This window comes from Paenibacillus fonticola DSM 21315, assembly GCF_000381905.1.
GTDB classification, from domain to species: domain Bacteria; phylum Bacillota; class Bacilli; order Paenibacillales; family Paenibacillaceae; genus Fontibacillus; species Fontibacillus fonticola.
Map to the genome: position 1 here is coordinate 18,125 of NZ_KB907284.1, position 13,849 is coordinate 31,973.

Annotated in this window: 17 protein-coding genes; all 17 read left to right on the forward strand. The window is 48.7% G+C overall.

Annotation, left to right across the window (positions count from 1 at the left end; genetic code table 11):
• Positions 1-16 precede the first annotated feature (16 nt).
• On the forward strand, positions 17-685 hold the full coding sequence (locus tag G358_RS0126920) for a phosphoribosylanthranilate isomerase (protein WP_019640373.1): 669 nt from the start codon (positions 17-19) through the stop codon (positions 683-685).
• The gene (trpB, locus tag G358_RS0126925) at positions 682-1,881 is read left to right on the forward strand and encodes a tryptophan synthase subunit beta (RefSeq protein WP_019640374.1); all 1,200 of its coding nucleotides are present in this window, start codon (positions 682-684) and stop codon (positions 1,879-1,881) included. Before G358_RS0126920 ends, trpB begins: the two co-directional genes overlap by 4 nt.
• The gene (gene trpA, locus G358_RS0126930; protein ID WP_019640375.1) at positions 1,878-2,699 is read left to right on the forward strand and encodes a tryptophan synthase subunit alpha; all 822 of its coding nucleotides are present in this window, start codon (positions 1,878-1,880) and stop codon (positions 2,697-2,699) included. The genes trpB and trpA overlap by 4 nt, the downstream gene beginning before the upstream one ends.
• Before the next feature lie 24 nt (positions 2,700-2,723).
• Entirely contained in the window at positions 2,724-3,821 is a 1,098-nt protein-coding gene (gene hisC, locus G358_RS0126935) for a histidinol-phosphate transaminase (RefSeq protein WP_019640376.1), read from the forward strand.
• 77 nt (positions 3,822-3,898) lie between these two features.
• On the forward strand, positions 3,899-4,999 hold the full coding sequence (locus G358_RS0126940) for a prephenate dehydrogenase (RefSeq protein ID WP_019640377.1): 1,101 nt from the start codon (positions 3,899-3,901) through the stop codon (positions 4,997-4,999).
• Positions 5,000-5,455: 456 nt separating this feature from the next.
• Entirely contained in the window at positions 5,456-6,049 is a 594-nt protein-coding gene (locus tag G358_RS0126945) for an RNA polymerase sigma factor (RefSeq protein WP_019640378.1), read from the forward strand.
• Positions 6,046-6,648, forward strand: coding sequence for an anti-sigma factor (locus G358_RS0126950; protein ID WP_019640379.1), 603 nt, complete (start codon positions 6,046-6,048; stop codon positions 6,646-6,648). Before G358_RS0126945 ends, G358_RS0126950 begins: the two co-directional genes overlap by 4 nt.
• A 90-nt stretch (positions 6,649-6,738) precedes the next feature.
• A complete protein-coding gene (locus tag G358_RS0126955; protein ID WP_019640380.1) occupies positions 6,739-7,320 on the forward strand; it encodes a histidine phosphatase family protein in 582 nt (193 codons plus the stop codon).
• A 112-nt stretch (positions 7,321-7,432) separates the two neighbouring features.
• Positions 7,433-8,521 (forward strand): hypothetical protein, encoded by a 1,089-nt coding sequence (locus G358_RS0126960; protein WP_019640381.1) that lies wholly within the window; start codon positions 7,433-7,435, stop codon positions 8,519-8,521.
• A gap of 91 nt (positions 8,522-8,612) precedes the next feature.
• Positions 8,613-9,125, forward strand: coding sequence for a gamma carbonic anhydrase family protein (locus G358_RS0126965; RefSeq protein ID WP_019640382.1), 513 nt, complete (start codon positions 8,613-8,615; stop codon positions 9,123-9,125).
• 18 nt (positions 9,126-9,143) lie between these two features.
• Positions 9,144-9,341 carry an IDEAL domain-containing protein gene (locus tag G358_RS0126970; protein ID WP_019640383.1) on the forward strand — a complete coding sequence of 66 codons (198 nt, stop codon included), beginning with the start codon at positions 9,144-9,146 and terminating at the stop codon, positions 9,339-9,341.
• 74 nt (positions 9,342-9,415) lie between these two features.
• A complete protein-coding gene (locus G358_RS0126975; RefSeq protein ID WP_019640384.1) occupies positions 9,416-9,847 on the forward strand; it encodes a DUF2487 family protein in 432 nt (143 codons plus the stop codon).
• 177 nt (positions 9,848-10,024) lie between these two features.
• A complete protein-coding gene (locus tag G358_RS0126980; protein WP_019640385.1) occupies positions 10,025-10,567 on the forward strand; it encodes a QcrA and Rieske domain-containing protein in 543 nt (180 codons plus the stop codon).
• Between the two features lie 16 nt (positions 10,568-10,583).
• Entirely contained in the window at positions 10,584-11,255 is a 672-nt protein-coding gene (qcrB, locus tag G358_RS0126985) for a menaquinol-cytochrome c reductase cytochrome b subunit (RefSeq protein ID WP_019640386.1), read from the forward strand.
• Positions 11,256-11,278: 23 nt separating this feature from the next.
• On the forward strand, positions 11,279-12,151 hold the full coding sequence (locus tag G358_RS0126990; protein ID WP_019640387.1) for a menaquinol-cytochrome c reductase cytochrome b/c subunit: 873 nt from the start codon (positions 11,279-11,281) through the stop codon (positions 12,149-12,151).
• Positions 12,152-12,253: 102 nt separating this feature from the next.
• Positions 12,254-12,880 (forward strand): DUF1405 domain-containing protein, encoded by a 627-nt coding sequence (locus tag G358_RS0126995; protein ID WP_019640388.1) that lies wholly within the window; start codon positions 12,254-12,256, stop codon positions 12,878-12,880.
• A 63-nt stretch (positions 12,881-12,943) separates the two neighbouring features.
• Entirely contained in the window at positions 12,944-13,849 is a 906-nt protein-coding gene (locus G358_RS0127000; RefSeq protein WP_157274497.1) for a sporulation protein YpjB, read from the forward strand.

Below are 13,849 nucleotides of genomic sequence, written 5' to 3' on the forward strand. Positions count from 1 at the left end.
GGGAGTCCATATGTAAATGAAGCGCACATCGGTAAAAATTTGTGGACTTCAATCCGTTGAAGTGCTAAAATCTATAGTACACTTACCTATCGATTATGTCGGTTTTGTGTTCGCCAGGAGCAAGCGCCAGGTGAGCGGAGCTAAAGCAGCCGAATTGATTCCTATTCTAAAAGAATGGCAGACAGCCGCCGCGCCTTTGAGTGTTGGCGTGTTCGTTAATCCCACTCTACTGGAGCTTTCGCATATTTTAGCGGAGGCTCCTCTCGATATAATACAGCTGCATGGGGCGGAGACGCCTGATTTCTGCAGGGAAGTGAAGCAAAATCTCGGAGTGAAAGTATTCAAAGCTCTGTCGGTCAAAGAAGATGGCTCCATTCATGATGCTCATCCTTTAGCTGGGTATGAAGGAGCTATCGACGGCTTGCTGCTGGATACGTATGATCCCCTTTACGGTGGAGGGTCTGGAAAGACCTTCGCCTGGGAACGGGCACAGCCCTATAAAGAGTGGGCCGAGGAGCATCAGGTAGAATTTCTGGCGGCCGGCGGGCTGCATGCGGACAATGTAGAGGAACTAATCGCTCTCATATCGCCGGATGGCGTGGATGTTTCCAGCGGCGTAGAGACAGATGGAGTGAAAGATATTTCAAAAATTACAGCATTCGTAGAGAGGGTGAAAGGCATATGACGCAAGTACCTGACGAAAAAGGGCGCTTTGGTCCTTTTGGGGGCCGGTATGTGCCGGAGACATTAATGAATGCGCTCATCGAGCTGGAGGAGTCGTATCGTAAATATGAAGACGACCCTGAGTTTATAGAGGAGATCCGCTATTTGCTGAAGCAGTATTCCGGAAGAGAAACTCCGCTCTATTATGCCAACCGTCTGACAGAACAGCTGGGCGGAGCTAAAATTTATTTGAAGCGCGAGGACTTGAACCATACCGGGGCGCACAAAATCAACAACGCGATCGGTCAGGCGCTGCTCGCAAAGCGCATGGGCAAAAACAAGGTGATCGCGGAGACGGGCGCTGGACAGCATGGTGTGGCGACCGCTACGGTTGCCGCCTTGCTCGGCCTAGAGTGTAAAGTGTTCATGGGCGAGGAAGATACGAAGCGTCAGCAGCTTAACGTATTTCGCATGAAGCTGCTTGGAGCGGAGGTTGTTCCGGTTGTATCCGGAACGAGAACGCTGAAGGATGCTTGTAACGAAGCGCTGCGCTACTGGGTCAGCAATGTGCAGGATACGTTCTATATATTGGGGTCGGCAACCGGACCGCATCCTTACCCGATGATGGTTCGCAACTTTCAGCGCATCATCGGCGACGAGACACGGCGGCAAATTGTCGAAGCGGAAGGACGGCTGCCGGATATGCTTGTAGCCGCGGTAGGCGGCGGCAGCAATGCGATAGGCATGTTCTATCCGTTCGTACAGGATGTCGACGTGCAAATGATCGGCGTGGAAGCGGCCGGCAAAGGCGTCGATACGGAACACCACGCGGCGACGATGACCAAAGGATCGAAAGGGGTGTTTCAGGGCGCGTTGAGCTATCTGCTGCAGGATGACTATGGTCAGGTACAGCCTGCGCATTCGATTTCGGCAGGCCTTGATTATCCCGGCGTCGGTCCAGAACACTCGTATTTAAAAGATATTAAGCGCGCCCAGTATGTACCGATTACAGATGCCGAAGCATTGGATGCCCTTGGCTTGCTGAGCCGTACCGAGGGCATTATTCCCGCATTGGAGTCCGCGCATGCTGTAGCGCAGGTTGTAAAGCTGGCTCCAGCAATGAGCCCGGATCAAATTATCGTCATCTGCTTATCGGGGCGCGGGGATAAGGATGTCGAGTCGATTATGGCTTATTCGGAAGGAGGTAAGCTTTCATGAATGCAGCGGCGTTAAATGATTTGGACTTGACTTTTGAGCGGCTTCGAGCCGAGGGAAAGGCAGCGCTTATGCCGTTTATTACCGTCGGTGATCCCGATCCTGATACTACAGTGGACATTCTCGTCGCACTGCAGGAAGCCGGGGCCGATATTGTAGAGCTTGGCGTTCCCTATTCCGATCCGCTGGCTGACGGACCTGTCATTCAACGGGCTTCCGAACGCGCCCTTGTACGCCGGATTACGATCGAGACTTGCCTAGATACGGCAAGGAAGGCCAAAGAGCGCGGGGTGACGATGCCGTTCGTGTTGTTTACTTATTACAATCCAGCTTTGCAGCTAGGATTGGATCGTTTCTTTGCCATGCTGCAGGAGGCGGACATCAGCGGGGTCATTATTCCCGATCTGCCTTTTGAAGAATCTAAAGAAGTATTGGCATTAGCGGATGCTGCCAACATCAGGCTCGTCCCGCTCGTCGCCCCGACTTCCAACGACCGGATTGCCCGGATTTTGTCCGCAGCGCGAGGGTTCATTTATTGCGTATCCTCCTTAGGCGTTACCGGGGAGAGAGCTTCATTCTTTGAAGGGGTAGAACACTTCATTAATTCCGTCAAAGCGCAAACCGATTTGCCTGTGGCGATAGGTTTTGGCATTTCCAGCAATGAGCAGGTGCGCCGCTTCTCGGAAATTTGCGACGGCGTCGTCATCGGCAGTGCGATCGTTCGCAAAATCGAGGAATCTATACCGTTCCTGCAGAACAAAGACACGAAGTCACAGGGCATATTGCAAATCCGTGATTTTGTGGCACAATTAAAATCATAGTGTTATTTTAAGGAGGAACTTCTGATGCTGCCAAAATCCCGAATAGTTAATCTTCCCGTTTACCAGCCAGGTAAACCAGCTGAGGAAGTGAAGAAGGAATTGGGCCTGGAGGAAGTCATTAAACTGGCCTCCAATGAAAATCCTTATGGCTGCTCCCCTCGAGTACGCGAGGCGATTGAAGCAGAATTTACTAACATTACGCAATATCCTGACGGCAGCTCTGCCGAGTTGACGGGGGAGCTAGCAGCGTTTTTGGGCGTAAAGCAGGAGCAAATTATTTTCGGCTGCGGTTCAGATGAAGTGATCGCTTTGATTTGCCGGGCATTTTTGCTGCCTGGTGACGAGACGGTTATGGCTGATCAGACCTTTTCCGTCTATAATACAAATTCGCAGATCGAAGGCGCTGTTATCGTTGAAGTTCCTTTGAAGGATGGTACTCACGATCTGGATGCCATGCTGGCCAAAGTCAGCGAGAAGACGAAGATCGTCTGGATCTGTAATCCAAACAATCCGACAGGCACGATCGTTTCAGACGATGCGTTAACCTCTTTCCTGGATCGGATTCCAAGCCATGTTCTCGTTGTGCTGGATGAGGCATATGCCGAATACGTGACAGACAGCTCCTATACCGACGGCATCAGCCTGCTTGGCAAATATTCCAACGTTATTGTGCTGCGTACTTTTTCCAAAATTTATGGGCTTGCTTCCTTGCGAATCGGGTTTGGCGTTGGACAGCCTGAAGTGATTCAACTGATCAACCGGGTACGCGAACCGTTTAATACGTCCCGTTTCGGTCAGGCTGCTGCCAAGGCAGCCATCGCCGATCAGGCGTTTGTCAAGGAATGCCGGGATAACAATTATAGAGGCCTTCAATACTTAAGTGCGGAGTTCGACCGTCTCGGTTTGGCTTATTTTCCGACTCATGGCAATTTTATATTAGTGCAGGTCAAGGAACCGGGCGCAGAAGTATTCCAGGATTTGATGAAGCTGGGCATTATTATCCGGGCAGGATTTAACAAATATCCGGACTATATCCGGGTGACTGTCGGAACGCCGGAGCAGAATGCAAAGTTCATTGCTGCATTGGAGCAAGTATTGAGCAAGCGTAAAGCACAGGTCTAATTTCGGCATAGTTCCGATAGAGGGAAGCTGCTGATCAGCTTCCCTAAATCTAAATCGCAGAAATCGAGTGAAAATTCATGTCAATAAAAGTAGCAATATTTGGCGTAGGATTGATCGGCGGGTCGCTGGCGCTTTGCCTCAAGGGCAAGCCCGGCATCACCGTCGTAGGACATAGCCATCGTCCCCAATCCTTGCAAAGAATTATGGATCGCGGCGTCGTTGACGCCGTTACTTTATCTATGGAGGAAGCGGTTAGCGGGGCCGACTTCATTTTTTTGTGCGTTCCTGTAGGAAATTTGGAACCGTATCTCCGCAAGTTAAGCGAACTGCCGCTCAAGGAAGGGTGCATTATTACTGACGTAGGGAGTACCAAGGCTTCCGTAACTGCCTGCGCACAGACGCTTAACCAGCCTGGTGTTTATTTTATCGGGGGTCATCCGATGGCAGGTTCGGAACGCTCGGGAGTAGAAGCGGCCTCTACGCTTTTATTTGAGAACGCTTATTATGTACTTACCCCTTCTGGCGATGTTCCTGAAGCATCCTATGCGCGTCTCGAGGAACTGCTGACCCATACGAAAGCGCAGATCGTCCGGGTTGATCCGGTAAAGCATGACGAGATTGTCGGCGCGATCAGCCATTTGCCCCATATTATCGCTGTGGCGCTTGTGAACCAAATCCGCAATTATAACGATGCCGATACGGACGGATTGTACCAAATGCTCGCTGCAGGAGGCTTCCGTGACATTACAAGGATCGCATCAAGCGATCCGGTCATATGGCGCGACATTTTACTTAGCAATAGGGACATTCTGCTTGCCCTGCTCAAGGATTGGAATCAGGAAATCGACGGCTTTATATCTTTGCTGGAGTCCCGGGACGGGCAAGGGATCGAGGCAGCGTTCGAGAAAGCCAATCGATTCCGCAGCGAGCTTCCGGAACGGCGCAAAGGGGCGATTACTTCTTTATTTGATATATATATTGACGTACCGGACCATCCAGGAATTATCGGTCAAATTGCAACGGTGCTTGGAGACCGGCATATTAACCTCAGCAACATGCAAATTATCGAGAGCCGGGAGGACGTTCCCGGTGTAATGCGCTTATCATTCCGCCAGGAAGAGGATATGGAGAAAGCGAAGCAATTGCTGCAATCTTTAAATTACAAAGTGTATGTTTAAGCGGCGCTGGTGCTGGAGGCACCTTATGCCCAAACAAAAATGAAAGCGATTTAAAAAATAGTGTTGACAGAATGAAAACGTATACAATATAATAGAACTACAGTATGGTTTCTCTCCACTCCTATCCAATAACTGTTGCTCTATATTGAGCAGTGACCACTTCATAGTGGTCTTTTTTTTTTGCCATTTTTAGAAAAATACTAAATTTATGCAACATTTCATCCGGCAATTGCGTTTAAGGGAAGAAGGGGCACATACATAGCAATTATTTTTCAAATGAAAAATCTATGGTATAATATTCAAGGACTGGGTGGCAGTTTGCTAATACAGAAATATTATGGTTTTATGAAGATGAAAATTTATTAAAACCGCAACTTTTTACGTCCTGTTCGGTAATATAGAGTAGAGAGTCGAACGGGAAGAAGCACATGGATGGGCGAGGAGGATCGCACTCAAATGACGGATTCCCAAATGATTCGTGAAATTAAAGAAGGCAATACGGAGTTATACTCGGAGCTGATGCGAAGATATCAGCGCAAAATATTGGCTTTCATTTATCACATGCTAAAGAGCGCTCATATGGAGCTGCTTGCAGAAGATTTATGCTCGGAAACGTTCTATAAAGCATTTCGGAGTTTGCACTCCTTCCGTGAAGTCGATGCATCTTTCTCCACTTGGCTGTATACGATCGCCAGAAACACCGTACTTAGTGAGCTTCGCAAACAGCGGGCGGGAAGCGTTCCGCTGGAAGAGAGCGGAATTGTTCCGGTTGCGCCGAATGAAGTAGTGCCGGAGCAGGCGATTTTACGCAGCGAGAAAGTCGGACTGGTGCGTGAAGCTATAAACAATCTTCCGGAAAAGCAAAGGTCGGCTTTGATACTTCGCGAATACGACCAATTGGATTATCAGGAGATTGCTAATGTGCTGGGACAAAGCGTAAGCGCAGTGAAATCTTTGTTGTTCCGAGCACGCAGCAGTGTAAAAACTCAGCTTGAACCCTACTTTTATGAACAGACTTACGAGCAGTATGAAGGGATGAAAAGCAGATGAATTGTAGAGAGGCCCAGGAGTTGTTCGGATTAATACCCGACTTGCCGGACGATCATCCCCAGCGTAAAATGCTGGAATGGCATATTTTGGGCTGCGAATACTGTGCGGCTGAATATACCGTGTGGCAGCAAAGCATGGAAATCGTTCATGATTTGCCGGTCAGCGTTTCGATTGAGGAAGCTGAGCGGGTAAACCGTAAAGTGATGGATCGTATTTATGCAGAGTCGCCTTGGCTGGCCCCTGGAGGCGAGCATGGCACGATTACGCGAACGCTCAGACGGCGGGTCTCGATTTGGTCAGCCTGCTTCTTGGCTGTGTTTCTATGCAGTTTCCTCATTTTTATGATCGGTGGATATGGTCAGAGCAATCAATCGATCAAGCCCGTTACGGGGGTAATGCAGCCAGCTGTAATTACTGCGGATATGGATTCATCCTCTGGATTACCTATGTTTGATCTGTCTAGTGTATCGAGGGGAGTTGTTGAACCCTTCGTCGTCCAAATTGGCCCGGCTTATCCACAGTACTGGATGGTCCTGTCAATGGCAGGAATGGTGCTCGCGTTCATATCCTTCAAAGGGATACGGCGTGCGAGAAGATGATGATCCATAATCAAGCGCTTCTTCACCTAACGATGGGGAGAAGCGCTTTGTTTTCAAGTACAAGGAAGTTAAATTATTCGGAGGTTTAATATGATTGTCGGATTAATACGTCATGGATTGACAGATTGGAATGCTGCAGGAAAAATTCAAGGCCAAAGCGATATTCCGTTAAATGATGAAGGGCGAAAGCAAGCGGTCAATCTGGCTGAAAGGCTGAAGCAGGAGAGCGATGTCCGGCCATGGGATTTTATTATTACAAGCGGATTATCCCGTGCTCAGGAAACTGGTGAGATCATTGCCCGTATTTTGGACATCCCGTTGTATGACCCTGACTCCAGACTGATGGAACGGGCATTTGGGCAGGTTGAAGGCCTCACTTCGGAAGAGAGGGAGACGTTATGGGGGAAAGATTGGCACGAACTGGAGCTGGGGCAGGAGAAGGAGACGGACATTCGGAAAAGAGCTCTGGCGTTTATGGAAGAAATGTACGAACGTTACCCGGACAGCCGCATGCTGGTGATCTCGCATGGAGCGCTGCTGGCTCAGTTATATACGGCCTTATATGATAATAAATGCATTGAGCGGATTGGGAATTTATCACTGACGATCGTGGAGCGGACAGAGCGTGATTGGGATTTGCTGCTGTATAACTGTACAAAGCACCTGGAATAAAGCTTGAAGAACATATGAGATGACTCGGCGTGAAACCGGGTTATTTTTTTTTATCCGGAATAAAATTTGGAAATTTTCCCATAATGGTAGTAAAACAGCGAGGCGGTAAAATATGAACTTGGCGGATATGCTCACTTTTGCCGATATCGGACAGCTTAGCAGAATAGCAAATCATTACGAATGCGAGTGTAATGGGAACTCCAAGCATGAGCTGATCCAATCCATTCTCCAAATGATTGGGCGAAGAGAATTTATTAAACAGCGTGTCGATCAATTAGGTGTGGAAGATTTGCGGTTTCTGAACATGCTGCTGTTTGCCGGGCATCGTCAGTTCAGTTTAGAAGAGTTAATCGCTTTTGCGCAGCAGTCGCGCTTTACCGAGGAAGCCAAACAACGGGAGAGCCCGCGAGAAGTGATCGCCGCATTCAGACAGCGGGGATGGCTGTTTAACGGCTCTACCGCGAACACCAGATACTTGTTCGAGGTGCCCGAGGATTTGAAGAGGCGGTTCAAGGAGACGCTGGAAAGCCGCTTTAAAGCTAATATAGTAAAAGCGAAAGCCGAGCCAGCTGCATACCGTGAGGAGTTCGATCTGCTTACTAAAGATTTAAGAGAGCTGCTGGATTACGTATCCCGTCATGAAGTACCGTTAAATGCCGAAGGGATTATGTATCGGAGAAATCAACTGCAGCTTATGGAGAAGCTTCATGTTTCAGAGGCGCTGGTAGGGGGAGGCTGGAGATTTGGCTATGGGCGAAGATTCAAGGACTACCCAAGCCGATTTGCGTTATTGTACGATTATGCCTACCATTTGAGGCTCATCCGCGAGGAAGGCGGGGTGCTGACCTTAACGGCAAGCGGGAGCTCGTTTCTGGAAGAGAATAAGCAGGAAGCGTTGATACAGTTTGTTAGCTTTTGGTTAAGACTTTATAAAGGGCCCATTTCTAACTTACTCTCTCTCATATACTGGATCGAGCGCTGTTCTGCTCAATGGGTCACCGCCTCCTCGCTGTTTGCGCAAATCGGGTTTTTGATCAGGCCGTTCTTCTATGATACGCCGGAGTCTATTTTTGAAGAGCGTATATTGCGGATGATGCTGCATCTCGGTTTAATTCGCATTGGAGAAGATGGCAGTTCCGAACGTTTTGTTCAGGTAACGCCTTTTGGCAGCCAGGCGATCCAACAGCTCCAAAAAGGCTAGCTATGAAGAATGAACAACCGGCCGTCCATCATTGACAACGGCACAGCGGATTGTTACAATCCTTCCAAATTAGGATGGAGGGGTGGTCATCATGTTCATGGAGTGTCAGGGCAGACGGCCGATTGTAGACGCTTCCGTATTTGTAGCTGAAGGCGCCAAGCTGATTGGCGATGTAACGGTCGGCAAGGAGAGCAGTATTTGGTTTAATGCTGTGCTAAGGGGAGACCTGGCCCCGATCGTCATTGGAGAGCGAACCAATCTTCAAGACGGAGTTATCGGTCATGTGAATACGGGTCAGCCTTTGATCGTGGACGATGATGTTTCCATTGGCCACGGCGCGATCATACACGGCTGTCATATAGGCAAAGGCACTTTAATTGGCATGGGGGCTATCATCTTAAACGGAGCTGATATCGGTGAATATGCTTTAGTAGGAGCAGGTTCTTTAGTAACGGAAAATACAGTAATACCACCCTATACTCTTTCTTTAGGTTCACCGGCTCGAGTTGTCCGCGAACTTACAGAAGACGACCTGCGGAGAATGAAGCTGACAACGGACAGTTATGTGGCGAAGGGAAAAGAATATAGGATGTCTGCACTATAATTTTTGGAGGTGCATCCTATGGATCAAATGAAGGTAACCTACGAAGTGATGCTTGGTCTAGCGGCGGAGATGATATGGGATGAAGCTCTGCGCAAACATCGATCTGAACAAATATATCATGAAATTGATTCCGCTTTGGCCAAGGGTGATGAGGAAGCATTTCGGCTTTTGACCGAGGAGTTGAAAGCGCTGGAAGACATGAAGGAGTGCCGTTAAGGCATTCTTTCTTTTTGTGTTAAGCTGCCCGAGCTTAGTTTATAATGGCTAGAGATCATGAAGGGGGAATAAAGATGAAGTTTAGTGAAGTAGAGGAAGCTTCCTGGAAGGAGCTGCGTCCATATTTAGATACGTGCCTTATCCCGATTACCGGATTGACAGGACAAGAACAGCCTTATGAAGTGACGGCCGCGCTGGAGAAATTAAGGGATGTAATGGATTGGATTGAAATCCCGTTCAAAGGGAGAGTTGTAACATATCCCTCGTTTCAATATGGCAGGGAACAAATATTGCCGCAGGTAAATGAAATATGTCATCATGTCAAGCTGACCGGATTCACCTATGTGATCGTCGTGTCGGCTGATGTGGAAGTATCGGCAGCGGAAATGAACAATGCGGATTTAATCGTTGCAGCACGGCAATTGCTGGATTTCGGCGAAGACGATCCAGCTGCTATTGTAAAGCAGCAAATCCAACAAATGTGGGAGGATGGCCAAAAACGCTAATTGTGACAAATTATCAACATTTTTAGCGGCGGTTGACTGATGTAAGCGGAAAAAGACGCCGTATATTCTTGACGCTCTAGGAACCCTAATATATTATTAATATGTCTTACCAATACATGTGATATTTATCATTGAAACGGGAGAAAGAATTGGCTTGCAAAGGGGGTTGAAGACAGTATGAGCATTCATAACGACGAGCATGAATCATCGCATAAACCGCCTACTCGTAAGGAAATGTCCCGTCGGCAGTTTCTTACATATACATTGGGGGGCGCTACCGCTTTTATGGTAGGAGGTGCGGCGCTGCCGATGGTACGTTTTGCTGTAGATCCGATTCTGCACAAGAAAGGCGCGGGCACTTTTGTTAAGGTGGTTGAAGCCAGTAAAATAACGAATGAGCCGCAAGAGTTTACATTTGAGCTGCAGCAGCAGGATGGCTGGTACTCAAGTACAGCAGCACTCGTCGCTTGGATTCGTAAAGATGAGAGCGGAAATATTTATGCGCTTTCACCAATCTGTAAGCATTTGGGCTGCACGGTCGACTGGAATAAAAATGCGAATTTCCCGAACGAGTATCACTGCCCTTGTCATAATGCGCATTATACGAAAGAGGGAAAGCAATTGGCCGTTGCGTCGGCTCCGCTTGACGAGTACAAGGTCATGCTGAAGGATGATTGGGTCTATTTGGGAGAAATTATCCCGAATACAATAGTGAAATAAGGAGGCGTAGATTCAGATGTTTAAAAATGTTTACGACTGGATTGATGAACGTCTTGATATCACGCCGATTTGGAGGGATGTTGCGGATCATGAGGTTCCGGAACACGTTAACCCCGCGCATCATTTCTCCGCTTTCGTCTATTGCTTCGGCGGACTGACGTTTTTTATTACGGTAATCCAGATTTTATCGGGGATGTTCCTTACGATGTACTATGTTCCCGATATTATTAATGCCTATAACAGTGTCGAGTATTTGCAGACGCAGGTGGCTTTTGGCCAAATCGTCCGCGGGATGCACCACTGGGGGGCAAGCTTGGTCATTGTTATGATGTTCCTTCATACGCTCCGGGTATTTTTCACGGGTTCTTACAAGGCGCCTCGCGAGATGAACTGGGTTGTTGGTATGCTGATATTTTTCGTCATGATCGGGCTCGGTCTGACCGGATATTTGCTGCCTTGGGACAGTAAAGCATATTTTGCTACAAAGGTTACATTGGAAATAGCAAACTCTGTGCCAATTGTTGGACCGATTATTAAAGAATTGCTGCAGGGCGGTTCGATTGTAGGTGCGGAGACGCTCACCCGGTTTTTCGCCATTCACGTGTTCTTCCTTCCGGCCGTGTTGCTTATCCTTCTGGTGGGACACTTTATTATGATCCGCAGACAGGGTATTTCCGGTCCGCTATAAAATAGAAGAGGGGAGGCATTTACATGGCTCGCATAGACAAATCGGAAGAGAAAGTCGTATTTGTCGGTGATTCGCGCGTACGCAAGGGTAACGGATTTATTACTCCTCCCGACTATTCGGCTTATCCGGGGAAGTCGGAGGCGTTTATTCCTAACTTTTTGCTGAAGGAATGGATGGTTGGGGTTGTAGTGCTTGTGGGCTTCCTGGTGCTGACTATTTCGGAACCTGCTCCACTTGGTTATCCCGCTAACCCAAGCGCATCGGTAATTCCGATGCCGGACTGGTACTTCCTGTTCCTGTATCAGTATTTGAAGTATCCATATGCTTCGGGAGACTGGGTAGTATTGGGAACCTTAGGGATTCCTGGCGTCGCCTTTGGCGGTCTTCTGCTCGCTCCATTTCTGGATCGCGGTAAGGAGCGCCGTTTCTATCGCCGTCCGATCGCTTCATCTTTAATGTTCCTGTCCCTTGCTTCGATCGTTTATTTGACGAACGTAGCATGGACGCATTATGTGGATGAGCTTGAGAAATCCGGCCAAAAGCCAGAGCATATTCAGCGTGTAGAAGAGGCTAGGGAAAAGCGCGCACAAGGGTTGCCTACGTCCAATGCGATTAAAACGAAAGAAATCAGCATTGTCGACAAAGATGATCCAGCCATGGAGTCTTACAAGAAAGCCACGTGCATATCTTGTCACGCGGCTGACTTGAAGGGGGGCGCTGGCCCTTCGCTTCGCGGCATTGGCGACAAGCACGACAAGGAAGCCATTTTGGCGATTATCCACAATGGTTATAACAACATGCAGCCGGCTTATGATAACGCGATTAAAGCGGGGCTGACAGACGAGGACATCGACCACTTGGCTGAATGGCTTGCGAAACAAAAAGCCGAACAGTAAAATAGAAATAATTCAAAAGCCTGATCGTGATTACGGTCAGGCTTTTGAATTTCAATCGAAGGTATAGTGAAGTTGATGCTAAGAAAGGAAGGAGGATGGAGGTTGAGATTGTCTTTGGTTTGGAGCAAGGAGTTTTTATCAAGCCGAATCATTTTATGGGCATTGTTTATTAGCAATTTACTGGGAACGATCTATGGATACATATGGTATGGAGCCCAGCTCGAATATACATGGGTCAATAATCCGCGGTGGTTGATTCCGTTCGTGCCGGATAGCCCGACGGCCAGTTTGTTTTTTACGCTCGCTTTGTTGTTTCTTATGTTTCCAAAGCCTCTCTCAAGGTTTCATAAGTTCAGAACCTTGATCGAAGCGCTGGCGGTCGTCACCAGCGTGAAATACGGGATTTGGGCGGTAGCCATTATTTTTGCCGGGGCGTATCAGGGCGAGGTGCTCGTCTGGCAGGACTGGATGCTCGTGGCCTCCCATTTGGCCATGGCTGTAGAAGCGCTGCTGTTTGTGCGATTATTCAAGTTTGGTACGATAATGCTGCTTGCTGCCGGAGGGTGGACATTTTTGAATGACGCGATCGATTACTCGTTTGGTGTGTACCCTTGGCTGCCTGCATCGCTCTGGGATGACATTACTGCTGTGATGCTGTTTACGGTAGCTCTTACCGGGTTCAGTATCGCTGTGGGCTGGTTATCTATGCGCGGGGCCCAAAGAAGGTAGCAGTTCCAAGTAAGTAGCGGTTCTAAGTGAGGACAACCTGCATACCATGAATGGTAAGGAGGGATGTCCGTGAAGCGGAATAAGAAAAGACAGATGCTGCTAATGCTGTTAACTTTTCTGCTGTCCGTTGTCTGGAGCGGACAGTTCTTGAGTGATGCCGCTGCCAGCAATACGGATTCTCATGGACTGTCCGCCGAGAAGCGCGAGGAGAAATTGAAAGGGTTTGCGGACGCTGCCGAACGTTTATACGCTGCCATGCAGCAAGGGAAAACAGCAGCAGCTCATCAGGAAATGGACCGGTTGATCGAAGCGCTGGAAGGGTTATCTTTCAAGGGGCTTACATCAGTAGATGGCATACATGCCCTCGCAGAATGCATTATGGATACAAGGGAAACGATCAACAGGGCAGAGCTGTCGCCCGAGGCGTGGAGAGAGACGTCGGCGCGATTAAGACTTGCGGTAAATAGCTTGATACAAGAGCGGGACGCCCTTTGGCAGCAGTATTACAAAGTGATGTCCAGCCAGTTGGCGGAAATGGACACAGCGCGTTCCGGCGGAAAGCGCAGTTCGTTCCAGGAGGCATTACAGGCATTTCAGCAGCATTATGAGCTGATCAGGCCAGCCGCGCTCATTCAGCGAGGCCCTTCAGAGTTGACTAAATTCGACTCTTGGATCTCGTTGGTAGGACGGCTTGGATTCGACAAGAACTGGGACGAGGCGGCGCTGAAGGAGGTGCTGCCTCACGGAAAGCCGCTGCTCAAGCAGCTGTTTGGACGAAAAGGCTATGAACCGGTATTTTTGCCCCTTACCGGCTCAAGCAATCCCTGGCACTGGACAGCTCTGATTGGCGGCTGGATTATGCTGGCGTTAATCTATACCGGCCTTCGGAAATATGAGGCATGGCAGGTAGTATCGCCCGTACGCAAGCCGCCGCAAGGAAATGGCAGTTTGTTCAGAAGACGAGATTAA